The organism is Halorientalis marina (genome assembly GCF_023028345.1).
In the GTDB taxonomy this organism is placed as follows: Archaea; Halobacteriota; Halobacteria; order Halobacteriales; family Haloarculaceae; genus Halorientalis; species Halorientalis marina.
Genome location: NZ_CP095487.1, coordinates 2,349,605 through 2,372,686, shown reverse-complemented (window position 1 = coordinate 2,372,686; position 23,082 = coordinate 2,349,605). Strand labels below are relative to the sequence as shown.

The window sequence follows — 23,082 nt, the reverse complement described above, 5'->3', positions numbered from 1 at the left end:
GGACAAATAATCTTACTCCTCGGGATTTTCGAGATGGCCGACACGATGCGTGACCGTCCCCCGTTCCGTCACCGACTCTCGCCGCTGTCGGCGGGGACCTGCGTAAGCATCGCTGCGACGTCCCGGATGTTGTGGGTTTCGAGCAGGAGTTCGGCGGCCGCCCGGATGGCGAAGTCGGCGTCCAGTTCCACGCCGTAACACCGCGTGTAGAGTTCGAGGTAACCGTTCAGTGCTTCGTGGAGGGCGTCGAACTCGGCCTGTGAGAACTCGACGCCCCAGTCGTTCGCCCGGGCGTCGACGTAGACCATCACGACCGGGCCGAGTCCCTCCCGGAGGTAGCTCATCGCCTCGTCGGCGGCCGGCGGGTCGGTCGGCGCCTCGAACGCCTCGCGGTCCCGTCGGTACTGGGCCCGGAGGTCCTCGATGCGAGCGCCGTACTCGGCGTCGGTCGATTGCGGTGCCATCGTGATCAGCCCTGTTTGTACTCGACGCCCTTCCCGCCGGCGGGGTGGTCCCAGTCCGTGTCGGCGACGATGGCGCAGGTCCCACACTCGACGCAGGGCTGGGTGTCCAGGCTGACCAGGCGCTCCTCGTGGCCGTTGGTCTTCACCGTCTCGTCGCGGTAACAGCCGCCGCCGAAGTCCTTGGCGCTGACGGGACAGGCCGCCACCGCGGCGCCGCTGGCCGCGTAGGAGTTGTCCTGCAGTTCGATGTGCGGGTCGCCCACGTCGTAGGTCAGGTCGCCGATACGGTCGGCGAGGTCCGGCGGTTCGACCTCGCTCTCGTCGGTGATTCGCGTCCCGAGTTCCTCCGCGAGGACTTTCGGGACGGTCACGTACGGCAGTTTCGTGTCGGGCATAACCTGCATCACGAACGGGGAATTGAAGCCCAGCTCCAGCAGGCCGGCCTTGTCCGCGAGCTTCATGCCGGCCCGTCCCAGCGACGACTCGACCAGCCGCTCGCCGAGGTTCGTCACCGCCTCGTTCTCGCCGAGCAGTCGGCTCGCCTGGTAGGCCGGCGGCCTGAGCTTGTCCATCACGCCCTCGGCGCGGAGTTTCTCCTCGTAGTACTCGCCCGCCGCCTCGGGCTTGCCGCGCGACCGCGCCTCGACGAACGCCTCCGCGGCCAGCGCGCCCGCCGTCACGGCGTGGTTCATCCCCTTGATGATCGGGCCCTGTGCCTGCATCTGTCCGGCGGCGTCGCCCACGAGGACGAGTCGCCCCTCGTGTGGCGACGGATGCGCGACCTTCTTCGAGTCGGGCACGAGCTTCGCCGCGTACTCCCGTTCGTGGTACTCGTCGCCGATCCACTGCGCGAGCAGCGGGTGCGTGAGCAGGGCGTCCAGCAGTTCGTGGGGTTCGGCTTCCTCCTCCACCAGCGAGTCGAGGTGGAAGACCGTCCCGATGGACAGCGAGTCCTCGTTCGTGTACAACAAGCCGCCCCCGCGGACGCCCTCGAAGAGGTCGCCCGAGAACAGGTGGGCCTCCCCTTCGTCCTCGTCGATGCCGAACCGCTCCTCGACCGCGCCCTCCGGCATGTCGACGATGGCTTTCACGCCCTGGAACCACTCCTCGGGCTCCTCCCAGTCCATCAGCCCGGCGTCCCGTGCCAGTTCCGAATTGACGCCGTCGGCGGCGACGACGAGGTCGGCCTTGATGGGGTCGAGTTCGTCGCAGGTCACGCCGACGATCTCGCCGGCCTCCCGGAGCAGGCCGTTGACCCGGACCTCCGTCAGGAGGCCACCGCCGGTCTGCCGGGTCATCTCGTGGACGCGGTCCTCCAGCCAGCCGTCCATCTTCCGGCGCAACACGGAGTCACACCACTCCGTATCGTCGTGGTGGAGGTCGGTCATGTCGACCGTCTTCACCTGCCGGCCGGAGATGTTGTGCAGGTAGTACTCGTCGGCCGGCCGTTCCGTGGCCTCCTCGCGGAAGTCCGGGAACAGGCCGTCGATGGTATACGGCGCCGACTGCTCGGCGTAGATGAGGCCGCCGGAGACGTTCTTCGACCCCGCCTCGACCCCGCGTTCGAGCACGAGCGTCTCGACGCCGTTGTTCGCGAGCGTTGCCGCTGCCGCCGCGCCGCCGGGACCGGCCCCGACGACGACCGCCTCGTAGTGTTCGTAGTCGTCAGTCATCGGTTTCCTCCGCCTCCTCGGGTACCGTCCCGCCGTCGGCCACTGCTTTCAGCTCCAGTTCGCCCTGCTCCAGCGACTCCGTCAGCTCCGGGAGGATATCGAAGAGGTCCCCCTCGATGAAGTAGTCGGAGAAGTCCACGATGTCCGCCTCCGGGTCGGTGTTGATCGCGACGATGGTGTCCGACTCGTCCATCCCGACCTTGTGCTGGACCGCCCCGGAGATGCCCGCGGCGATGTACAGATCCGGCTCGACGACCTGCCCGGACTCGCCGATCTGGCGCTCCTCGGCCACGTAGTCCTCGACGTGGCCCTCGAACTGGTAGGAGGCCGTGATGACCCCCCGCGAGAGCCCGAGGTCGGCTTCCTCGAACTGGTCGACCAGGTCGAGGCCGAGTTCGATCCCCTCGGTCGGGTCGTCGCCGATACCGCGGCCCAGCGCGACGATGACCTCGTTGCCCGTGAGGTCGACGCCGCCCTCCAGTTGGTCGTAGTCGGTGACGTCGACCTGGAACCAGTCGTCGGGCAGGGGCAGTTCGTGTTCGACGATCTCGCCTTCGCGCCCGGTGTCGGGATCGGGCAGGTCGAAGCTCCCCGGGATGACCGAGGCTCCCTGCGGGTGGAACTCCCGGTCGGGCTTGTCCAGACAGAGGATCGTCGAGTACTCGAACCCGGAGAAGTCCGGGCGCTTCATGTGAAGCACGCGATCGAACTCCACCTTGTCGCCGGGCTTTCCGGTCTTGGCCGGGTTCGAGATCATCGCCTCGTCGATGTACAGATCCGAGCAGTCACTCGCCAGCCCGGAGTCGAGTTCGCCCTGGACGAGCGCCGAGAGGTCCCGGCCGTTGTTCGTCGCCGGGAAGACGGTGTACCGCGGTTCGTCGTAGTCCCGCCAGTCGTCCTCGTCTCGGTCCTCGCGGCCGTAGGGATGGCCTGCCGCGCGGCACATATCACAGAAAATCTCCGTGTACGGTTTGTGCCGGAACCGGGACAGGCGCTCGTCTTCCGTGTACAGCACACGGTCTGCGCCGTACTGGATACAGGTCTCGGCGTGGTCGGCCACGCCGTCGCCGATGAGCACCGCGATGACGTCTTCGCTTTCCCCGTAGTCGTCGTTGTACTCGTCCATCAGTTCCCGGGCCTTGCCGAGCATCTCCTTCGAGACGTCGATGAGTTGGCCCTGCTGGGTCTCGCAGTAGACCCACATGTCGCGGTAGTCGCCGTCCTCCAGCGCCTGGACCCACTGTTTGTCCGCTGTCGGGTGGTCGAGTTCGGGGTACTTCTCCTCGGGCGGGCGGAGGTCGATCTCCTGCTCGCTCTCGCCGTCAGACTCCTCGGTGCCGGCGACCGACTCGATGCGGTTCTCGATCTGGCTCTTCGCCGTCTTGCGGTCCTCGCCCTCCGTCTCGCGTTCCAGCATCTCCTCCAGAACGTCCACGTCGTCGACGTCCCGGACGAGGTTCGCGACCTCTGCGACGGTCAACTCGGAGAGGTCGACGTCGCTCGGGTCGGCGTCCTCGTCCTCGCCGGAGACTTTCTCGATGCGGTCCTCGATGAGCGTCTTGACCGGCGCTCGGTCTTCCCCCATCTCCTCGGCTTCGAGCATCTCCTCCAGCTCGTCGGGGTCGTCGATGTCCTTGATCTTCGGACCGAGCTCCGCGATGTCGTGGTCGTTGGGATCGAGTGCCATCGTCAGTCACCTCCCGCGTACGGTTTCATTTCATCGAACACGTCGGCCATCCCCTCGGCGTCGTCGGGCGTTACCATCGTGGCCTCCCGCTCCGACGGGGCCTTCGGGATCGGGTCGACGCCGGAGACGATGGTCGGCGAGCCGTCCAGCCCGATGTAGTCCGGGTCGAGATTGAGGGCTTCGTGATCCCACATCTCGAAGTGGTCCCAGTCGGTCGGTTCGGCGTCGCTTTCGTCGGCGAGGTACTCGCCGAACTCCGCGGCGCGCTCCTGGGTCTCCTCGCGGAGGTCCTTGTACCGGAGCCGGTGGTCGGCCTTGCGATAGGTCGGCTCGAACTCCGGGTCGGTCACGACCATGCAGGGCAGCGGCGCCTCGACGGTCTCGATCTCCTCGACGTCGCCCTCGACGAGCCGTTTGGCCCGGAGGACTCGCTCGTCGGTGTCGATGTCGAGGGCGACGACGTGCGTGACCAGCGGGAGGTCCAGGCACCACTCCGTCTGCGGGCCGGTGTGGCCGGTCTCCCCGTCCGCGGTTTTGAACCCCGCGAAGACCACGTCGGGTTCCTCCTCGAGGTGATCGATGCCAGTCGCGAGCGTCATCGCCGTTGCCCACGTGTCGGCCGCGCCCATCTCCCGGTCCGACAGCAGGTAGAGATCGTCGGCGTACACGTCTTCCATCCCCTCCTGAATGACTTCCGTGTACCCCGGCGGCCCCATGCTCATCAGCGACACCGTGCCCCCGTGACGGACCTTCGTCTGCAACGCCGCCTTCAGCGCGAACTTGTCGTTCGGATTCATCACCGTCGGGGTCTTCCCGCGCTCCAGGTGGCCGTCCTCGTCGAACGAGACCTGCCCCTCCCTGAAGTCCGGGACGCCCTTGGTCAACACTACTGTGTGCATAGATACCACTTCATTTGTGTGAACATCACTTACACCGAGTTCATCGTATTTTGTTATTGCGGTTATGAACTGTCGACTGTGGAGAAGGTCGAGGCTACGCGGCACTGACGAACGGGGCGAACCGGGGAAAGACGGCCTAGATGCGGCCGGCGCGGCCGGGGTCGACGTCGATGGCGTCGACCGGACAGACGTCGACACAGAGCATACAGTCGATGCACTGTTCCTCCTGTGCCGGGTCGGCCTTGATCTCGCTCTCGGGGTGGCCCGGCGTGTCGACCCACTCGAAGACGTCGACCGGGCAGTCCTCCAGGCAGGCACCGTCGGCGAGACAGATGTCGAAGTCCACCGCCACGTGGGTGCCGTGAATCCCTAGCTCCTCCGGTTCGTCGACCGGCCCCCACACCGCGTGGCCGTCGTGCTCCTCTACCTGTTCTCGATTCTTCTCGAACTCCGGATCGATCGCCATCTTAGTGAAGAAATCACATGATAGCCACTTAAGCTTTCCACCGAACCCGACCTCGGACCGTGGTCGATCCCGCGGCCTGCCGACAGCGGCCGTTACGCTTCGTCGCCGCCGCTCTCGTCGTCACCGCGTCCGAGTCTCCAGGCCACGCCGGCACCGGCGGCGAGGACGAGCGCCGCGCCGCCCGCGAGCGGCACCATCTCACCCACCCCGCCATCGGGGTCGGGCGTCGCGGCTTCCGTCTCCGCGGCCGTCGTGGTCGCCGTCGCCGCCGACCCGTCGCTCGCGCTCGCCGCCTCCCGATTCAGGTACGGGCGAATCGCCGTTTCCGTCGTCGCCTCGACCTGTAGCGTCCGGGATATCTCCCGCTGGAGATCGTCGACGGTGCCCCCCTCGATGGCGGCCCGGAGCGTCCACGTCCCGGTCGTCGGCGGGTGGAAGTAGCCGGTGTAGATGCCGTCGTCGGCGACCGGGTCGGGGCCGGTGCGGTCGTCCCGGAGCGTCACCCGTTCCGTCCGGTCGCCGTTCGTCGCGGTTAGCGTCGCGTCGGCACCCGTGTACCGACCCTCCCCGTCGGTCAGTTTCAGCTCTACGCGGTACATACCGGTCTGGTCGTAGTGGAGGTCCGAGATGAGGAGGCGGGCACGAACCGGCGATTCCGCGCTGACCTGGACGTTCGCGACCTCCGGTTGTGGGAGCTGTTCGCCAGTCACGGTGTAGCCCCACTCGCCCGTCGTCGGGTCCTCGATGGTCCAGACCTCGTTCGCCGCGCCGACCCGCCGCGTGACGCCCGCGTCCGACTGTGAGACCGCGGTGCCGTCCGGCCGCTCCGGCACGACCGTGATCTCGCTGCCCGGATAGATGAGCGAAAACTGCGCCGACTCGACGCTGCCGTCGACGACCGCAGTGCCGCTCGCGGTCTCGCCCTCCGCCAACCGATGGGCTCGGCGGGTCAGCGTCGCCCGCTGCTGGATCGACGTGGAGAAACTCTGGAACAGTTCGCGGACGTCACCCGGTTCCGGCCGGTACTGCATCTCCCCGCCGGTCTCCTCGGCGATGCGGCGCAACAGGGAGCGGTCGGCACCCGACCCCATCCCGATGGTGTAGACCGTGACGCCGAGGGACTTCAGGCGGGGCAACACCTCCTCCGGCGTCGGCGGCGTGTTCTGGACGCCGTCCGAGAGGAGGATGATCGACCGACGCCCCTCGGTTCCGTCGAGGAGCGTCACCGCCCGGAGCAGGCCGGCACCGACCGAGGTACTCCCCTCCGCGCGTATCCGTCCGATGGCGTCGTTGAGCCCGTTTCGCGACCCGGAGCCGAGCCGCGTGAGCGGGCTGACCACCCGGCTGTCGGAGGCGAAGGAGGTCACGCCCACGCGGTTGCCCGACTCGACGAAGTTGACCAGCGCCCGTGCGCTCTGTTTCGCCACCCGGAGTCGTGTCACGCCCGTCCGCGTATCCGTCGCGTCCATGCTCCCGGAGCGGTCGAGGACCGCAACGGTGTTCGACGCCGCCCGGTCCGCCTCGCCGTCGACCCGGGTGTCGCCCAGGAGGATCTCCTGGCTCGTCGTGTTCAGTTCGACGGCCGCGGGCTGGCTCTCGAAGTCCACCGACTCCGTCGTCCCGGTCTGGACGACGAGCGAACCCCCTTCGGCGCGGGGGAACTCCCCGTCCGCGTCGTACGACACCTCGACTCCCTCGGTCGTGAGGACGCGCTCGTCGTCGTGTTTGATACCGACGACCGTTACCGGCTGGCCCGCCTCGGTCGACGGCCGCAACGTCGACTGCGTCTCCCCTTCGGTCACCCCCTCGACCTCGAAGTACGCGCCCGCCGTCCCGTCGCCGCCGGCGTGACGCACCCGCCCGCTCACGTCGATGCGACCTCGCGGGCTCTCGATGGCCCCGGACTCGACCACCAGCCACAGCGTCGGCACGTAGTCGTACCGGCTGTAAAACAGCTGGTCCCGGTCGGTCAGGCCGACGACCCGGAGGAGGTCGTAGGACTCGAAAAAGGACGACGCCGAGTCAGCGTCCGACGCCAGCCCCGCGTAGTCGGGTTCGCCGCCCTCCAGCAGTGCCACCGGTTCGAGGAGGGACCGTAGCGTCGCACCGTCCCCGGGCCGGAACTCGCCGTAGTCGAACGACTCGGCGAACGCCGCCGCTTCTGCCTGGCTCTCGATGCGGTTCACGACGGTCCCGCCCAGTCGAGCGGTCTGGCCCACGACCGGATGGTCCGGGCTCGGGTACTCGATGAAATACTCCGCCAGCGCCGCGGCGGAGGCCTCCGTTCCGAGGTCGAGCGACCCGGAACCGGTCACCGCCGAGTCGGGGTCGACGTTGACGCCGTTCGAGCCGCCGTCGCCGGCCTCCTGTGCCGCGACGGTGCCGGTCGCCGCCAGCCCACCGGCCGCCGTCGCCGTGACCAGGAAGTCGCGTCTGTCCACGCGCCACTCACCCGTCCGCTGCCCATCGCCTGCCATGGGCATACTTCGAATTGCAGACAATCAAACTGTCGAGTTCCGGTCAGTTTCGCGCTCTCGGTCAGGGGTGTGCGAAGTACGCGACGGTCCGGTCGCCCTGGTCGTCGATGCGTGCGAAACCGATGCGCTCGAACTGGACCACTTCGTCGGGGTCGCGGTCCCCGATTCCCGGCTCGGCGTGGCCCTCCACGTCGCCGTCCATCGTCCGCAGGCGGAGCGGACGGTTCTCGTCGGCCGGTACCCAGTGGACCACGTCCACGTCGCCCGACCGAACCACCTCGATGTCGTCGTCGGTAAATTCGAGTCGGTCGCCGTCACGCCGGACCGGGCCGTATCCCTTGAGCCACACCCGCTCACCCGCTTCCGGCACGTCGTCCGGTTCCAGCAGGACGGCGTCACCGACCGGAATCTCGCGACGGCCACGGTCCTCGTGGTCGGGATGGACCGGCGGCGAACCGGCGTCGGGACCGCCCGAGAGCGGGAACCGGTCGCCGTCGCGGACGAAGAAGGCGCGGTCGGTCTCGTCGTCGATCAGGTCGCGGTTGGTGGCGTAGATAGACGAGAGCGCGAGGTCGACGTTGGAAGTGGAGGCACCGAGTTCGACCATCGCGTCGACGATGGCCTGGCCGCGGATGCCGCGCTTTCGCATACTCGCGATGGTCGGCGCCCGGGGGTCGTCCCATCCCGTCAGCTCGCCGGCCTCGATCTTCTCTTTGATGGTCGAGGTGCTCATCGACACGTCGTAGGCGTCGATCTGGACGTGGCCCCAGTGGATCACTTCGGGGTAGTCCCAGCCGAAGTAGTCGTAGACGAACTGCTGGCGCTTCGCGGAGTCCTGCAGGTCGATGCCGCGGATGATGTGTGTCACGCCGGTCAGGTGGTCGTCGACGCCGCTCTGGAAGTCGAGCATCGGCCAGCAGCGGTAGTCCGCGGCTTCCTCTCGGGGGTGTGGCGTATCGATCATCCGGAAGGCGACCCAGTCCCGGAGCGCGGGGTTCTTGTGCTCGATGTCGGTGCGTACCCTGAGGACCATCTCGCCGGCGCCGTACTCGCCGTCGATCATCGCCCCGAACTCCTCGTGGGTGGTCGCGGCGTCCTTGTCGCGGTGCGGGCAGGGCTCGCCCGCGTTCTTCATATCGGAGAACTCCCCCTGCGGACACGAGCACGTGTAAGCGCCGCCGGCGTCGATGAGGTCGCGGGCGTGCTCGTAGTACGTTTCGAGCCGGTCGCTGGCGAGGATCACGTCGTCGGGTTCGAAGCCGAGGTAGTCGATGGCGTCGAGGATCTCGTCGTAGGCGTCGAGGTCCGGCCGTTTGGTCTCGGGGTCGGTGTCGTCGAACCGGACCAGGAAGGACCCGTCGTACATCTCCTCGTAGGTGCCGATGACCGACGGCATCCGAGCGTGGCCGAGGTGCCACGGCCCGTTGGGATTGGGCGCCGCACGCATCCGCACCTCGTCGTACGCCTCGGCGTTGGGCAGGTCCGGGAGGGCCTGGTCGTCGCCCTCGTCCTCGGCGTCGAGTTCGGCCACGAGGGCCGGATCGAGTTCCTCCAGGCGCTCGCGTCGTTCTTCCGTCGACATCCCGCCGATCCGTCCGACCACCGGGCCGATGACTTCGGGAATCTCGTCGCCGTGTTCGCGGAACTCCGGGTTCTCCCCCATCAGCGGCCCCATGATGGCCCCCACCTGCGGATCGCTATCGTGTTTGAGCGCATTGAAGAGGGCGTTCTTCTCGGCCGCCTCTTTCACTCGCTCGCGTAGGTCCTCGTCCATTGGGCGTCGGTACTGGGTCCCGCCCCAAAACTGGTCCGCTTCGGACGCCGCCCCGCCTCAGAGCTCGACCGTCTCGCCGTCGGCCGGAATCGTCACGCCGTCGACGGCCGCCCGGAGGTCCTCGCGGTTCGACAGGCAGTGGTTGATGGAATCCATGTGGTCGGCGATCACGGGAACGCCGTCGCCGACGTGGTCGACGACCGCCTGCACGTCGTCACCGTCCATCGTGATCGGCTCGCCCTCGACGAACTGCGCCGCGCCGGCGTTGACCACCACCGCGTCCGGGTCGTACTCGTCGAGCGTCGTCGGCACCGCGTCGTACCAGACCGTATCGCCCGCGAGATAGAGGCGGGTGTCGGCGTCGAGGACGAACCCGGAGACCGGTGCCATCTGGTCGGCGAGGTCGCCGTGGCCGTGGCGGGCCGGCGTCCGTGCGACGTCGATACCCTCGAAGGTAACCCCGTCGTCGACCGGGCGAACGTCCTCGAAGCCTTCCTCGCGGAAGTCCTCGGCCTCGACCGGCTGGCAGAGGATGGGGGTGTCGTCCGGCACCCGCTCGCGAGCGGCGTCGTCGAAGTGGTCGCGGTGGCGGTGCGTGACGAGGACGGCGTCGTAATCGAGGGGCACGTCCGGCAGTTCGACGAGAGGGTTCTCTCGGTCGTTCGGGGAGTTCGGGATGGGTGGAATCTCGCCCGGCGCGCTGAGCATGGGGTCGACCAGGAGGGTGGTCTCGGCCGTCTCGACCAGCAGTGTCGCGTGCCGCAGGAGCGTGAGTCGTGCCATGACCGTACCGGGGGCGCCGGTGACAAAAAACCGCGGTCAGTACTCGCGCTCGACGAGGTAGTCGGCGATGCCGCCGAGCAGGTCGCGGGCCTCGTTGTCGGGGAGGATCTGGAGGTTGCGCTTCCCGCTGCGGATGAGGTCGTGGGCGGTCTCGCGGGCGTACTCGATGCTGCCGACGGCGCGCAACTCCGCGAGGGCCTCCTCGATGGCCGCCTCGTCGACGGCCTCCACCCCGTCGGCGTCCAGCAGGCCGTCCACGTCGACGCCGTTGTTCTCGGCGTGGAGCGTCACGAGCGTCTGTTTGCCCTCGACGAGGTCGCTCCCGCGCTGTTTCCCGAGCTTTTCGCTCGGCGTCGTCAGATCGAGCAGGTCGTCCTGGATCTGGAAGGCACGGCCCACGTCCAGCCCGTAGCCGTAGAGAGCGTCGACGGCGTCGTCGGCGCCGAGCAGGACGGCCGGAATCGACGCCGCGGCGGCGTACAGCACGGCCGTCTTCAGCTCGACCATGTCGAGGTACTCGTCGGGCTCGACGGCGTCGCGGGACTCGAAGTCGATATCGAAGGCCTGGCCCTCGCAGATCTTGGTGCAGGTCGTCGCGAGCTCCGACAGCGCCCGGACCGAACGGTCCGCGGGCGCGCCGGTCTCCAGCATCGACTCGAAGGCCTTCGAGTAGAGCGTGTCGCCGGCGAGGATGGCGGTTTCGAGGTCGTACTCCTGGTGGACGGCTGGCACGCCCCGGCGCATGTCGTCGTCGTCCATGATGTCGTCGTGGATCAGCGTGAACGACTGGATGATCTCGATGCTGACGGCGGCGGACATCACGTCGACCGGCGCGGGGTCGGCCGGGAACGACCGGTAGTCCTCGGCGAGCGGCTCCGTGTCGGCGAGCGCCTCGGCCGCGAGCAGGAGAATCGTCGGTCGCAGGCGCTTCCCGCCGGCGTCCAGCAGGTACCGGGACGCCTCGTAGAGCCGCTCCGGGCGGATGATCGGCAGTTCCTCGGTGATGGCGTCGTTGACTCGTTCGCGGCGGGCGTCGATGGCCCGCTCGACGGCCGCCGGGGCCGCGCCTGGCTCGGTCATTCCTCGACGAGCTGCACGAGGTTCCCGTTCCGGGTGACGTGGAGGTCACGACCCATCTTGTACCCCATGTTCTCCGCGAGGTCGACGTAGGGCGCGAACCCGCTCATGTCCTGGTGGGCGGGGATGACGTGCTGGGGCTGGAGGGCGTCGAGCATCTCGTAGTGACCCTCCTGGCGGAGGTGGCCCGAGACGTGGATGTCGTCGTAGATGCGGGCACCCTGCATACCCAAGAGCTTCTCGCTCTGGTAGCGCTGGCCCTCGTTGGTCGGCTCCGGAATCACGCGGGCGGAGAACAGCACTTTGTCACCGTCCTCCAGTTCGTAGGGCGTCTCGCCCCGGCCCATCCGCGTGAGCATCGCCCGCGGCTCTCCCTGGTGGCCCGTGACGATAGGCAGGTAGTCCTCTTTGCCCTCTTTCATGACCCGCTTGAACGTGCGGTCGACCGATTTCCGGTGGCCGTACATCCCGAGGTCCTCGGGGAAGTCCACGAAGTCCAGCCGTTCGGCGGTCCCGGAGTACTTCTCCATCGACCGACCGAGCAGCACCGGCTGGCGGCCGATGTCGTCGGCGAACTCGACGAGGCTCTTCACACGGGCGATGTGCGAGGAGAACGTCGTGGCGACGATGCCGCCGTCGTAGTCCTCGATACTGTACATAACGTCCTTGAGGTGACGGCGAGCGACGGCCTCGGAGGGCGTTCGGCCCTTCGAGCCGGCGTTGGTACAGTCCTCGATGTAACAGAGGACGCCGCCGTCCTCGCGGGCGATCTCGCGGAACCGCTGCATGTCGATGGGGTCGCCGATGACCGGCGAGTGGTCCATCCGCTTGTCCAGCCCGTAGACGATAGAGCCCTCGGGCGTGTGCAGGACGGGGTTGATGGCGTCGATGATGGAGTGGGTGACGTTCACGAACTCCAGTTCGTTGTGGTCGCCGATGCTCATCGTCGACCCCGCCTCCATCTTCTGGAGGTCGTTCTCGACGCCGAACTTCTCCTCGCCTTTGATCTGCTGTTTGACGAGTTCGATGGTGAACGGCGTCGCCACGATGGGTGCGTCGTAGCGGTGGGCGAGTTTGGAGATTGCGCCGATGTGATCGAGGTGGCCGTGGGTCGGCACGATGGCTTTCACGTCCCCCTCGAGTTCGGACATCACCCGGTCGTCCGGGATGGCGCCCATGTCGATCAGGTCGAGGCTGTGCATCCGCTCTGTCTCGACGTTGTCGTGGATGAGCACCTTCGACAGGTTCAGCCCCATGTCGAAGATGACGACGTCGTCACCGGCCCGTACTGCGGTCATCTGGCGGCCGACTTCCTCGTAGCCGCCGATCGTCGCGATTTCGATTTCCATGGTTGTGTCGCCGAGTCGACCCCCCAGGAAGACGGATCACTGCGACGACCGGCAAACACGTGCCGTCCAAATGGTCCGAAATCTAGCGACCGCCCCGCCGTCGTCACACCCTGACGATGCGATCCGAGGCCGTTGGAAGCCCCGGACACGCCGGTTGGCAGTCAATCCCGTTCGGACACACCGAACCGCTCGATGTGTTGCCGGCCGCCCCAACCGTCTCCGGGCGGCCGTGCGCTCGGTTACGCGGGCCTACGACACGCCAGTTAAAAAAGGTGGGGTTTGTCGCTCCGTCAGCAGCCTGGCTGGTTTTTAAATCCACTGGCCCATATTAGTCACTGATAATCGGCATACACGTTATTTACTGATGCAAGAGCGTACGTAGGTATGAGCGAAGCCATCGAAGGGAAGCCGTCCGTCGACTCCGAGTCACACGGCTTCGACCTCCAGTTGGTTCTCGACACGTTCGATATGCCAGCCTTCGCACTGGACGAGAACGGCGTCGTGATCGCGTGGGACGACCAGATAGCGGCCCTCCTGGGCGGGTCCAAAGAGGAGATCCTCGGCGTCGACAATCTCGGGCAGCAGTTCTACGGGTCCGACCAGCGAAACCTGACGCTGGCCGAGAAGGTGGTCGAAGAGCCCCGGAACGCACACAGAACTTTCTCGGACGTCGACCTGGCGAACGACCAGTACACGCTCCTGAGTGGCGACTACGTCTACGAGGACAAAAGCGTCATCGACGGGACCGAAATCTGGTTCATCTGTACGCCGGTCTACCGCGGCGACGAGTTCGTCGGCGTCATCGAGATCGTTCAGGACATCACCAGTTCAGCGCGCTACCAGGAGGAGCTCAGGCAACTGTTCACGGAACTCATCGACACCATCGCCCAGTACGAGGCAGGGAACTTCTCGGCCCGTGTCGAGTTCGACCGGGGAGACAGCCTCCTCGAAGACGACTTCCTCCGGATCGTCGCGAACTTGAACGAGATGGGCGAATCCATTCAGAACCTCGTCCGGGAGGTCCGCCAGGACTCACAGCAACTCCAGGAATCCGCCGACGACGTGGCGCGCAACTCCCAGGAGATCAACGACATCACGACCGAGCAGGCGACCAACATGGAGACCATCTCCTCGGAGGTGGCAAACCTCAGTGCGACCGTCGAGGAGATCGCCTCGACGACCGACAGCGTCGTCGAGACGAGCGACAGGGCCGCCGAACTCGCCGAGGCGGGTGACGAGGCGGCCAACGACGTCATCGGCGTGATGGAAGAGGTGTCGACGTCCGCCGACGCCGTCGCCGACGACGTGGACGCGCTGGCCGACCGCGTCGACGACATCGACGAGATCGTCGAGGTGATCAACGACATCGCCGAGCAGACGAACATCCTCGCGCTGAACGCCTCCATCGAGGCCGCCCGCGCGGGTGAGGCCGGCGAAGGGTTCGCCGTCGTCGCCGACGAGGTCAAGTCCCTCGCCGAGGAGTCACAGCAAAACGCCGGTCGGATCGAGGAGATGGTGTCGGAGATCCAGGCCGAAACCGACGATACGGTGGCGAACCTGACGGAGACGACCGACCAGATCGACGACGGAATCGCGCAGGTCGAGAGCGCGATGGACCGGTTCGACGCCATCGTCGAAGCCGTCAGCGAGGCCACCGAGGGTATCAGCCAGGTGTCCGATGCGACCGACGACCAGGCGGCCAGCGCCGAGGAGATCGCGAGCATGGTCGACGAGGCGGTCGATCAGGCCGAAACCATCTCCGGTGCCGTCGAGAACATCGTCGCGAACACCGAGAAGCAGGCCGCGATGGTCGACGAACTCAACGAGTCGGTGTCGGACCTGACCCACGAGGGTCGGTAACCCCCGCGTACCGCTCACTCGTACGGCGACTGCCGGAGCAGGTGCCCGCCGTCGACCGCGAAGTAGCTCCCGGTCACGTAGTTCGCCGCTGGACTCGCGAGAAAGAGCGTAATTGGCACGCAGTCGGCCGGCTGGCCGAACCGGTCCGCCGAGAGGTCCTCAAGGAGGACGTCCGGCAGGGCACCACCCGCCGCCTGGGTCACGCCTTCCGTCTCGATGATGCCCGGCGCGACCGTATTCGCCCGGATGCCGTATTTCGCCCACTCGCTCGCCAGCGACTGCATCAGATTGTGAACGCCGGCCTTCCCCGCCCCCGAGTGAGCGTGGTACGGGGCGCCGTCGACGGAGTTCGTCGCCCCCATCGAGATGATCGCCCCGCCGCCGTTGTCCATCATGTGCTCGCCGACCGAAAAGGAGCAGTAGGCCGTTCCGTCGAGGATCGTCCCGACGACGGCACGCCAGCCGTTCGCCGAGAGGTCCTCGGCCGGCGTCACGAAGTTCGCCCCCGCGTTGTTGACGAGGATCGTGATCTCGCCGAGTTCGTCGAGTACCGTCTCGGTCATCTCGTCGACCCGGTCCTCGTCTCTGACGTCGACGGTGGTCGCACAGGCGTCCTGGCCGCGCTCCCTGACGGCGTCCGCGACCGGTTCGAGGTGCTCCATCTCGCGGCTGGCGACGGCCACGTCCGCGCCGTGGTCCGCCATCGCCACCGCGATCTCCTCGCCGATTCCCGTCCCGCCCCCGGTTATCAGCGCCGTCTCGCCCGAAAGCAAGTCGTCCGCGAACAGTTCCGTACTCGGCGGCGTCGGCTCGAACCCTGTCATGTGGTCACTCCTGCCACACTGCGAGGAGGACGGTCAAATGCGTTTCCCCTCGGCGGCCATCGGACGAGTCACTCGGCGCCGAACTGATCGCGGAGGGACACCTTGTCGATCTTCCGGGTCGAGGTCTTCGGCAGTTCGTCGACGAACTCGATCCGGCGGGGGACCTTGTAGTCGGTCAGTTCCGCACGGCAGATCGACTCCACGTCGTCGGCCGTCACCGCGTCCTCGGAGCGGACGACGATGGCAGTAATCGTCTCCCCGAGACGTTCGTGTGGCGTGCCGATGACCGCCACCCCGGCGACGCCGTCGAGCCCGTAGACCACCTCCTCGACCTCGCGGGGATAGACGTTCTCCCCGCCGGTGATGATCATGTCGTCGATCCGGTCCTCGACGAACAGGTGGCCGTCCGCGTCCATCCGCCCGATGTCGCCCGACCGGAGCCACGTCTTCCCCTCCCGGTCGACCAGTGCTTCCTCGTTTTTCTCGGGCATCCGGAAGTAGCCGGGCGTGATCGTGTCGCCGTGCCAGAGGAACTCCCCTTTCTCGTTCGTCCCGACCTCCTCGCGGGTCTCCGGGTCCTCGATACGCACGTCGACGACTTCCTCGGCCGGCGGGCCGATACTGCCCGCTTTCCGCACCTCCTGGTCCGGCCGATTGATGGCCGCCAGCGGTGTCGTCTCGGTCATCCCGTACCCCTCCAGGAGCGTGCAGTCGAAGGTCTCCTCGACGGCCTCGATGCGCTCTTTCGGCATCGGCGACCCGCCGACGCCGATCACGTCCAGCGACGAGGTGTCGTACTCCGCGGCCAGCCCCGACTCCAGCAGGTCGATGACCATCGTCGGGATGAAGAAGGTGTAGGTGACGCCGCGTGCCGCGATGGTCTCGAGCGTCGTCTCGGGGTCCCACTCCGGGAGCAGGTGGTTCGTCGCCCCGGCGACGACGTACGGCGTGACCGTGATGTTCAGTCCGGAGACGTGAAAACAGGGACAGACCGTCAGCCCGATCTCTGCCGCCGACCAGTTCATGTACCGGATCAGCCCGCGCGCGTTCGCGTCGAGGTTGCCGTGCGTGTGTTTCACGCCCTTCGGCCGGCCCGTCGTCCCGCTCGTGTAGACAAGTTCCGCGAGTTCGCCGTCCTTCCGCGGATACACGTCGTAGGTGGGGCCGGCACCCTCGATCAGGGCCGCGTAGTCGTGGCCGCGCTCGCCGTCCCCCACGATCAGGTGCTCCAGTGCGTCGACGTCGAGGTCAGCGATGGCGTCCTCGAACTGGCCGGCCGTCACGACCGCCACGGCTCCCGAGTCCTCGAGGACGTACTCGATCTCGTGACCCTTGAACCGCATGTTGATCGGGAACGGGACCGCACCGCGTTTCATCGCGCCGAAGTACGCCGTCACGAACGTCACGCTGTTGGGCAGATACAGCGCGACGCGGTCGCCCGCCCCGATGCCGAGGTCCGCTAGCGCGTTCGCCACGGCGTTCGTCTCCCCCGCCAGTTCCCGGAAGGTGACCTCCCGCCGGTGGTCCGTCAGCGCGGTCCGGTCCGGTGCGTTCCGTGCAGCGACGTCGACGTAGTTCGCGAAGTTCATGGCACGGTAATCGGTATCAAATCACTTATTTTTGCCGGGGAACACGACCCGACAACAGCGTGTCCGTTCATGCCCATCGGAAACGATTAACACACCCGCTCCCGTCGGGGGTGTATGATCGACTTCTCGCTGACGGAGGAACAACGCGCGGTCAGGCAGACGGCCCGGGAGTTCGCCGAAAACGAGGTCGAGCCGGTCGCTCGCGAGCACGAGGAGAGCGGGGAGTGGCCCCGCGAAGTCTGGGAGAAGGCCGTCGACGCGGGTTTGATCGGTGTCTCGATCCCCGAGGAGTACGGCGGAGCCGGCATGGGACAGGTCGAGGCCTCGATCTTCGCCGAGGAGATAGCCTACGCCGACGCGGGAATGCTCGCGGCCATCGGCACCGAGTTCGGCACGCGGATGATCGCCGAGTACGGCACCGAGGAACAGAAGGAGTGGATTCTAGAGGGGGTCACCTCGGGCGACCTCATCGGCGCGCTCGGCAACACCGAACCGTCCCACGGGAGCGACGCCGCGAGCATCGAGACCACCGCGGAAAAAGGGGGTGACGAGTACGTCATCGACGGCGTCAAGACGTTCATCACCCACGGCACCATCGCCGACTACGTGCTGACGATGGCTCGCACCGGCGACGAGGGGCACGGCGGCATCTCGGCGTTCATCGTCGAGACCGACCGCGACGGCTTCGCGGTCGAGTCGGAAATCTCGAAGATGGGCTGGAACGCCTCCGAGACGGCCCAGCTCCGGTACGACGGCGTCCGCGTCCCCGAGGAGAACCTCGTCGGCTACGAGGACGCCGGCTTCTACCAGCTCATGGAGTTCTTCGAGGAGGAGCGGGTCGGTATCGCGGCCCAGGCGCTCGGCATCGCCCGTCGCTGTCTCGACGAGGCCGTCGCGTACGCGGGCGAGCGCGAACAGTTCGACCGGAAGATCGAGGAGTTCCAGGCCGTCCAGCACACACTCGCGGACATGGCCGTCCAGGTCGAGAACGCGAAACGGCTCACCTACGACGCCGCCGCCCGCATCGACCGCGGCGAGAAGCCGACGAAGCTCGCGAGCATGGCGAAACTCCACGCCTCGGAGGCCGCGGAGTCGGTCGCGAGCGACGCCATGCAACTCCACGGCGGCAACGGCTACACCCGCGAGTATCCCGTCGAGCGCCAGTACCGCCACGCGAAGATTTACCAGATCGGCGAGGGGACCAGCGAGATTCAGCGCAACATCATCGCCAAGGAGTTACTGGGCCTCTGAGAGAGCCAAAGAGCCTTTGACTACCTCGTCCGAAATCACACGAGTGGCACCGACCGTCTACGGACGGTGGCTCGGCCCAGTACTCGCCGGAAGCGGTGGCCTGCTCACCGCTGTTGCGGCCGCCGAGACGTGGGTACGGGTGGTCGGCCCGTACCCGGTCACCGTCCCGTTCGTGGCGGGCCTGGTGACGTGTCTCCCGTTCGCGGTCCTGCTCGTCGGCGGCGGCTACCGGCTCGGCCGGGGCGATCTCTCGGTCGAACGGTACCCACGAATCGCGGGCTGGACGGCCGCGGGGGCGGCCTTCTTCGGCGGGTTCTTCCTGCTCGTCGCGTGGTTCTTCTTCGAGGAACTGTGGAACGTCGTCGGCGTTGTCCGGTGGGGGGCGCTGGTCGGCGTCGGCGGCGGGTTCCTGATCGGTCTCACCAACGCCCGGAGCATCGACCGGGCGGTCACGGCGGAGCGCGCGGAGGTCCGCGCCGAGGAAGCGGAGGAGCGGCGTGAACTGCTCGAATACCTCAACGCACTCCTTCGTCACGAGGTCCTCAACTCCGTGACGGCCATCGACGGCCACGCGTCGATCCTCGAATCGGCCGTCGACAACGGTTCGGACCTCCAGGACCGCGTCGGCGTCATCCGCCGACAGACGAACGGGCTGACACGCGTCATCGAGGACGTGCGTTTCCTGCTCGACGTCACCGACGGCAAACGCGATCTCGAACCGGTCGACCTCGGTTACATCCTCCGCGACGAGGTCGAGCGTCTCCGGGACCGACACGCGGCCGCCGAGGTGGACCTCGACCTGTCGGACGAGACGACCGTCCGCGCCGACGACCTCGTCCGGCGGCTGTTCGCGAACCTGCTCGAGAACGCGGTCGAGCACAACGACAGCGAGCCGCCGCGCGTGTCCGTCACTGCCCGCTGTGACGGCGACTCCCTGACCGTCGACGTGGCCGACAACGGCCCCGGTCTCCCCGAGGACGTCCGGGAGAACGTACTCCGCCCGTCGGTCGACCTGCGGGCGGACCACGGGCTCGGGCTAGTTATCGTCGACCGCCTCGCGAAACGGTACGGGGGGCGGATGGAAATCGCGGAGACCGGGCCCGACGGGACCGTCATCACCGTCGCCCTCCCCCGGTCCGAAAAGCAGGCCACGACGGAGTCCACCGCCATCGGCGAGCGGTCACTGACTGACTGACGACCGGGCTCCGAACGCTACGGACCGACGCGGTCAGTCCTTCAGGTCGCTCTCGTCGAGCGGCTCCCAGTCGCCGGGCTCGTCCGTCGTGTCCTCGATGTCCTCGTCGTCGATGGGCTCGTCTAGCGGGACCGCCTCGTCGTCTTCCTCGTCCGCGTCCGTGATGGGTTCGTCCAGCGGGACCGCCTCGTCGTCTTCGCCCTCGTCGGTGATCGGCTCGTCCAGGGGCGTACTCGACGACCTCCCGGGCGGGGTGTCCTCGGGTTCGTCTTCCGTCAGCGGCTCGTCGAGAGGGACGGTGTCCGCTGTCGAGTCTTCGGTCCGCTCGACGAACTCGTCGCTCGGCTCCGGTGGGTCGGCCGGTTCGTTCAGCGGGTCCGCGCCGTCCGCCGGCTCCTCGACCTCCGCGCTGTCGTCGCCGGCCGAATCGCGCCGCGGGTAGCCCCGTTCGTCGTACTCCTCGGCACCGACTGTGTCCGACTCCTCGGCTCCGCCCGACGCACCCGGCTCGTCCTCGGGACTGTCCGTGGACTCCCCCGCGCTCTCGCGCTCGAAGTCCCGTTGCCGGTCGGACTGTAGCCCCTCGGCGGCTGGTTCGTCGACACGCTCGCTTTCGTCGCCCCGCCCGACGCCCGACTCCGTGGGTGTCGACTCGTCGTGGTTCGGGTCGGTCGCGTCCGAGCTACCGACAGTCGGGTCCGTGCCGGACTCGATGTCCGCGTCGACGACGCCCGAGCGCTGGCCGGGGCCGCGCCCGCCACTGCCGGTTGACGGTTCGTCCGCGCCGACGCGCTCGTCGGCCGAGAGCGGGTCCGTCGCTGGTGTCCGTCCCGAATTGCCTTCCGTACTACCGGCCGCCACGTCGCCCCGGTCCGCGCGGACACCGTCCGGCTCGTCCGCGTCGGCACCGGTCCTCGACTGCTCGCTGGCCCGCATCTTCGAGAGCACGTCGTCGTCCTCGCTGGCCGAGGTGGCTGCTGCCGGCGGTTCGCGGGCCGTTCCCTGGTCCGCGTCGTCCCCGTCGTCCGAGCTGCCTGCGAAGGTGTCGTCGGCTTCGTCACCCTCGTCTTCTGCGTCAGCGACAGCGGACCCAGTCCTGTGTGTCGAGAGGCCGACACCCGTCGAGACGGCGTCGGCGATCAGTTTATAGAGGAGTCCGAAGGAAAACGCCAGCCAGAGCAGCGCGCCGATGGCGACGACCGCGAACCCGCCCAGCACCGTCTGCGATGCCGCGGCGAGATTGGGAGTCAGGACCAGCGTCCCGCCTCGCAGGGACAACACCGGGTCGCCCGCGATGGCGAGTCCGCCGACCACGACGGCGCCGCTCACGAGCAGGAGTCCCAGATAGAGGCCCAGGAACCTGAACCCGTATTTCAGTCCGTCCACAATTCTGACGGTTGTCATGTCCCGAGTTTTGGCAACCGGGGACAAATAGATTACGGCGATATCTGCCGGTCAGACCGGCGCTGCATGGCGATTACGTGTGAAGCCCCTGTCAGGAGCCGTCGGCGTCGGCCCCGCCCGCGACGACCGTTCCCGGACGCTCCCCCGACACGAACGCGGCGAGGTCGTCGGGGCCGAAGATGGCGGCCGGTGCGGAGAGGTCCAGCAGCGCCCGGACCTTCGCCGCCATGCCCCCGGTCACGTCCGTCGCGTCGCTCTCGCCGAGCGCGTCCGCCACGTCCGCGAAGGCGTCGATGCGGTCGACGACCGCGCCCGACTCGTCCAGCACGCCCGGTACACCCGAACAGAGCCCGACGCGGTCGGCGTCCAGCCCCCGCGCCAGCGAGACCACGAGTTCGTCGCCGGAGAGGATGGTCGCGCCGCGGCCCGCGTGTGCGACCACGTCGCCGTGCAGGACCGGTGTGAACCCCTCTCCGAGCAGGGTTTGGACGCCGTCGGTCGGCAGGGTGAGTGCCCCCGCCTCGTCCCGCGCGGCCAGCGAGAACGGGTGGACGGGGACCGCCGCGACCCCCTCGGCCGCCAGCGCGTCGACGATGGCCCCGTTCAGGCGCTTCATCGCTCCGTGGATGTCGCGGACGGCCACCGCGTCGTCGGTCCCCTCGGTCGTCGAGACGCCGTGGCGGTCCGCGTGGTGGTGGCCGAAGCTCCCGCCGCCATGGACGACCACCAGGTCGTCCGTCGCGTCGGCCAGTGCCGACGCCGCGGCCGCGACCGCTTCCTCGTCGACGGTCTCGGGGGCCTCCTTGTCCGTCACGACGCTCCCACCGAGTTTGAGCACCGTGGTCATTGCGTCCCGTCGCCCCCCGATTCCGTGTGAACGCCGTCGGTGTCCAACTCCGCCCGGAAGACCTCCTCACAGCCCGGCGTGTACTTCAGGGCCGTCTCGGCCCCCTCGGTCTCGTCGAGGGCGACGATACACCCGCCCCCGCCGGCGCCGGTCAGCTTCGCCCCCAGGGCGTCGGCCTCGCGGGCGGCCCACACCAGCTCGTCGAGCGACCGCGCGGAGACGCCCAGCGCCTCCAGCAGGCCGTGATTGAAGTCCATCAAGCGTCCGAGTTCCTCGAGGTCGCCGTCGGAAAGCGCCCGTTCGCCCGCCCGGACGACGTCGCCGATGCTCTCGACGGTCGCCGCCGCGAAGTCGTACTCCTCGCGGAGCGCCCGGACGCCCGCGACGAGTTCGCCCGTATCGCCCGCCCCGCCGTCGTAGCCGATGACGAACGGGAGGTTCGGTACCTCCTCGATTGCCCTGCAGTCGTCACGTTCGACGCGGACGGCACCGCCGACCGCGGAACAGAAGGTGTCCGCCCGCGAGGCCTGTCCGTCCTGGACTTCGTACTCCACCTGGTAGGCGCGCTCGGCCACCTCGCGGGGCGTCAGTTCGACGCCGAGTTCCCGCGTCGCGGCGTCGATTCCGGCGACGACGACCGCGGCCGACGAACCCAACCCCGCCCCGAGCGGAATCTCGCTCTCGATCGTGATTTCGAACCCCGCGTCCGGGCGGTCGGCCGCGTCGCGCGCCTGTGCGACGGCCCCGTCGATGTACCCCACCGCTGCCTCGACGAGCGACTCCGACACGTCCACGTCGGGCGCGTCCGCGACGCCGGAGTACTCCACGGTGAACCCGTCCAGCGTGAGGTCTTCCGCGTGGACTCGTAGGGCGTCGCCGTCGCGTTCCTCGACCCGCACCCGCGCCCGTCGCTCGATGGCACAGGGGACCGCTGGCTCGCCGTACACCACCGCGTGCTCCCCGAAGAGGTACACCTTCCCGGGAGCGCTCGAAACGACCATACCCGCCTTTCTCCCCCCTCCGGTAAGTGGATTTCCGAACGCTCCTACAGGACGTCTTCCTCGTAGACGTACTGGCCGATGGCCCCCCCGAGCGCGCCCAGCGCGACGCCGTACAGGAGGACGACGAAGAACACGAAGACGGCGACGAGGACGCCGGCCAGCCCGAACATCATTCCGGACCCCGACATCATTTCCGGGCCGGCGAACGGCAGGAACACGAAGACGCTCCCGATCAGGAAGATGATCCCGAGCAGCGGGATGGACGCGATAACACCGGAGAGCGCACCGGCTCTCATGCCATCGCGCCGGTTCAGGTAGCCGGCGATGGCCCCGCCGAGGATCGGCGAGATGACTGTAAACGAGGTCACGACGGTCACGACCGCACCGATGAGTGCGTTGAACCAGGTATCGCCTGCGCCCATACCCGTCGTTCATCGGGTGGTGTAATAAATGTCAGCCGCA

At 67.7% G+C, this 23,082-nt stretch carries 19 protein-coding genes; 3 read left to right on the top strand and 16 right to left on the bottom strand.

The window, feature by feature from the left end:
* Nucleotides 1–68: 68 nt before the first annotated feature.
* From MUG96_RS12065 to MUG96_RS12020, 10 genes are all read right to left on the bottom strand, one after another.
* The gene (locus tag MUG96_RS12065; protein ID WP_246983117.1) at nt 69–464 is read right to left on the bottom strand and encodes a DUF8055 family protein; all 396 of its coding nucleotides are present in this window, start codon (nt 462–464) and stop codon (nt 69–71) included.
* Between the two features lie 5 nt (nt 465–469).
* Entirely contained in the window at nt 470–2,137 is a 1,668-nt protein-coding gene (locus MUG96_RS12060; RefSeq protein WP_246983114.1) for an FAD-dependent monooxygenase, read from the bottom strand.
* Complete coding sequence (locus MUG96_RS12055; RefSeq protein WP_246983111.1) at nt 2,130–3,824, bottom strand: electron transfer flavoprotein subunit alpha/FixB family protein; 1,695 nt, start codon at nt 3,822–3,824, stop codon at nt 2,130–2,132. Before MUG96_RS12055 ends, MUG96_RS12060 begins: the two co-directional genes overlap by 8 nt.
* Before the next feature lie 2 nt (nt 3,825–3,826).
* The gene (locus MUG96_RS12050) at nt 3,827–4,723 is read right to left on the bottom strand and encodes an electron transfer flavoprotein subunit beta/FixA family protein (RefSeq protein WP_246983108.1); all 897 of its coding nucleotides are present in this window, start codon (nt 4,721–4,723) and stop codon (nt 3,827–3,829) included.
* Between the two features lie 136 nt (nt 4,724–4,859).
* Entirely contained in the window at nt 4,860–5,189 is a 330-nt protein-coding gene (locus tag MUG96_RS12045) for a 4Fe-4S dicluster domain-containing protein (RefSeq protein ID WP_246983105.1), read from the bottom strand.
* A 92-nt stretch (nt 5,190–5,281) separates the two neighbouring features.
* The gene (locus tag MUG96_RS12040; protein ID WP_246983103.1) at nt 5,282–7,666 is read right to left on the bottom strand and encodes a VWA domain-containing protein; all 2,385 of its coding nucleotides are present in this window, start codon (nt 7,664–7,666) and stop codon (nt 5,282–5,284) included.
* A 61-nt stretch (nt 7,667–7,727) separates the two neighbouring features.
* Nucleotides 7,728–9,440 carry a glutamate--tRNA ligase gene (locus MUG96_RS12035; protein ID WP_246983100.1) on the bottom strand — a complete coding sequence of 571 codons (1,713 nt, stop codon included), beginning with the start codon at nt 9,438–9,440 and terminating at the stop codon, nt 7,728–7,730.
* A gap of 57 nt (nt 9,441–9,497) precedes the next feature.
* On the bottom strand, nt 9,498–10,223 hold the full coding sequence (locus tag MUG96_RS12030; protein WP_246983098.1) for an MBL fold metallo-hydrolase: 726 nt from the start codon (nt 10,221–10,223) through the stop codon (nt 9,498–9,500).
* A gap of 36 nt (nt 10,224–10,259) precedes the next feature.
* Complete coding sequence (gene idsA3 / locus MUG96_RS12025; protein ID WP_246983095.1) at nt 10,260–11,303, bottom strand: geranylfarnesyl diphosphate synthase; 1,044 nt, start codon at nt 11,301–11,303, stop codon at nt 10,260–10,262.
* Entirely contained in the window at nt 11,300–12,649 is a 1,350-nt protein-coding gene (locus MUG96_RS12020; protein ID WP_246983092.1) for a ribonuclease J, read from the bottom strand. Before MUG96_RS12020 ends, idsA3 begins: the two co-directional genes overlap by 4 nt.
* A gap of 384 nt (nt 12,650–13,033) precedes the next feature.
* Between MUG96_RS12020 and MUG96_RS12015 the strand changes: the two genes are divergently transcribed.
* A complete protein-coding gene (locus MUG96_RS12015; protein ID WP_246983089.1) occupies nt 13,034–14,509 on the top strand; it encodes a methyl-accepting chemotaxis protein in 1,476 nt (491 codons plus the stop codon).
* A 14-nt stretch (nt 14,510–14,523) separates the two neighbouring features.
* Here the strand turns inward: MUG96_RS12015 and MUG96_RS12010 are convergent, their stop codons facing one another.
* Both MUG96_RS12010 and MUG96_RS12005 read right to left on the bottom strand, forming a co-directional pair.
* Nucleotides 14,524–15,333, bottom strand: a complete 810-nt coding sequence (locus MUG96_RS12010; RefSeq protein WP_246983085.1) for an SDR family oxidoreductase — start codon at nt 15,331–15,333, stop codon at nt 14,524–14,526.
* Between the two features lie 68 nt (nt 15,334–15,401).
* A complete protein-coding gene (locus MUG96_RS12005; protein WP_246983078.1) occupies nt 15,402–16,922 on the bottom strand; it encodes a class I adenylate-forming enzyme family protein in 1,521 nt (506 codons plus the stop codon).
* 117 nt (nt 16,923–17,039) lie between these two features.
* Here MUG96_RS12005 and MUG96_RS12000 point away from each other — a divergent pair, with 117 nt between their 5' ends.
* The gene (locus tag MUG96_RS12000; protein ID WP_246988678.1) at nt 17,040–18,173 is read left to right on the top strand and encodes an acyl-CoA dehydrogenase family protein; all 1,134 of its coding nucleotides are present in this window, start codon (nt 17,040–17,042) and stop codon (nt 18,171–18,173) included.
* A 43-nt stretch (nt 18,174–18,216) separates the two neighbouring features.
* Complete coding sequence (locus tag MUG96_RS11995; RefSeq protein WP_246983075.1) at nt 18,217–19,368, top strand: sensor histidine kinase; 1,152 nt, start codon at nt 18,217–18,219, stop codon at nt 19,366–19,368.
* A 33-nt stretch (nt 19,369–19,401) separates the two neighbouring features.
* Here MUG96_RS11995 and MUG96_RS11990 read toward each other — a convergent pair whose 3' ends face one another.
* The 4 genes from MUG96_RS11990 to MUG96_RS11975 form a co-directional block, all read right to left on the bottom strand.
* Nucleotides 19,402–20,772 (bottom strand): hypothetical protein, encoded by a 1,371-nt coding sequence (locus MUG96_RS11990; RefSeq protein ID WP_246983072.1) that lies wholly within the window; start codon nt 20,770–20,772, stop codon nt 19,402–19,404.
* Between the two features lie 91 nt (nt 20,773–20,863).
* Nucleotides 20,864–21,619 (bottom strand): isopentenyl phosphate kinase, encoded by a 756-nt coding sequence (locus MUG96_RS11985; RefSeq protein WP_246983070.1) that lies wholly within the window; start codon nt 21,617–21,619, stop codon nt 20,864–20,866.
* Entirely contained in the window at nt 21,616–22,620 is a 1,005-nt protein-coding gene (gene mvk / locus MUG96_RS11980; RefSeq protein ID WP_246983067.1) for a mevalonate kinase, read from the bottom strand. The genes MUG96_RS11985 and mvk overlap by 4 nt, the downstream gene beginning before the upstream one ends.
* A gap of 44 nt (nt 22,621–22,664) precedes the next feature.
* Nucleotides 22,665–23,042 (bottom strand): DUF5518 domain-containing protein, encoded by a 378-nt coding sequence (locus MUG96_RS11975; RefSeq protein ID WP_246983066.1) that lies wholly within the window; start codon nt 23,040–23,042, stop codon nt 22,665–22,667.
* Between the last annotated feature and the right edge of the window lie 40 nt (nt 23,043–23,082).

What these genes read in the sequence shown, in the direction of transcription:
- MUG96_RS12065 (WP_246983117.1), bottom strand. Translation starts at nt 464, where the DNA reads ATGGCACCGCAATCGACCGACGCCGAGTACGGCGCTCGCATCGAGGAC.
- MUG96_RS12060 (WP_246983114.1), bottom strand. Translation starts at nt 2,137, where the DNA reads ATGACTGACGACTACGAACACTACGAGGCGGTCGTCGTCGGGGCCGGT.
- MUG96_RS12055 (WP_246983111.1), bottom strand. Translation starts at nt 3,824, where the DNA reads ATGGCACTCGATCCCAACGACCACGACATCGCGGAGCTCGGTCCGAAG.
- MUG96_RS12050 (WP_246983108.1), bottom strand. Translation starts at nt 4,723, where the DNA reads ATGCACACAGTAGTGTTGACCAAGGGCGTCCCGGACTTCAGGGAGGGG.
- MUG96_RS12045 (WP_246983105.1), bottom strand. Translation starts at nt 5,189, where the DNA reads ATGGCGATCGATCCGGAGTTCGAGAAGAATCGAGAACAGGTAGAGGAG.
- MUG96_RS12040 (WP_246983103.1), bottom strand. Translation starts at nt 7,666, where the DNA reads ATGGCAGGCGATGGGCAGCGGACGGGTGAGTGGCGCGTGGACAGACGC.
- MUG96_RS12035 (WP_246983100.1), bottom strand. Translation starts at nt 9,440, where the DNA reads ATGGACGAGGACCTACGCGAGCGAGTGAAAGAGGCGGCCGAGAAGAAC.
- MUG96_RS12030 (WP_246983098.1), bottom strand. Translation starts at nt 10,223, where the DNA reads ATGGCACGACTCACGCTCCTGCGGCACGCGACACTGCTGGTCGAGACG.
- idsA3 (WP_246983095.1), bottom strand. Translation starts at nt 11,303, where the DNA reads ATGACCGAGCCAGGCGCGGCCCCGGCGGCCGTCGAGCGGGCCATCGAC.
- MUG96_RS12020 (WP_246983092.1), bottom strand. Translation starts at nt 12,649, where the DNA reads ATGGAAATCGAAATCGCGACGATCGGCGGCTACGAGGAAGTCGGCCGC.
- MUG96_RS12015 (WP_246983089.1), top strand. Translation starts at nt 13,034, where the DNA reads ATGAGCGAAGCCATCGAAGGGAAGCCGTCCGTCGACTCCGAGTCACAC.
- MUG96_RS12010 (WP_246983085.1), bottom strand. Translation starts at nt 15,333, where the DNA reads ATGACAGGGTTCGAGCCGACGCCGCCGAGTACGGAACTGTTCGCGGAC.
- MUG96_RS12005 (WP_246983078.1), bottom strand. Translation starts at nt 16,922, where the DNA reads ATGAACTTCGCGAACTACGTCGACGTCGCTGCACGGAACGCACCGGAC.
- MUG96_RS11990 (WP_246983072.1), bottom strand. Translation starts at nt 20,772, where the DNA reads ATGACAACCGTCAGAATTGTGGACGGACTGAAATACGGGTTCAGGTTC.
- MUG96_RS11985 (WP_246983070.1), bottom strand. Translation starts at nt 21,619, where the DNA reads ATGACCACGGTGCTCAAACTCGGTGGGAGCGTCGTGACGGACAAGGAG.
- mvk (WP_246983067.1), bottom strand. Translation starts at nt 22,620, where the DNA reads ATGGTCGTTTCGAGCGCTCCCGGGAAGGTGTACCTCTTCGGGGAGCAC.
- MUG96_RS11975 (WP_246983066.1), bottom strand. Translation starts at nt 23,042, where the DNA reads ATGGGCGCAGGCGATACCTGGTTCAACGCACTCATCGGTGCGGTCGTG.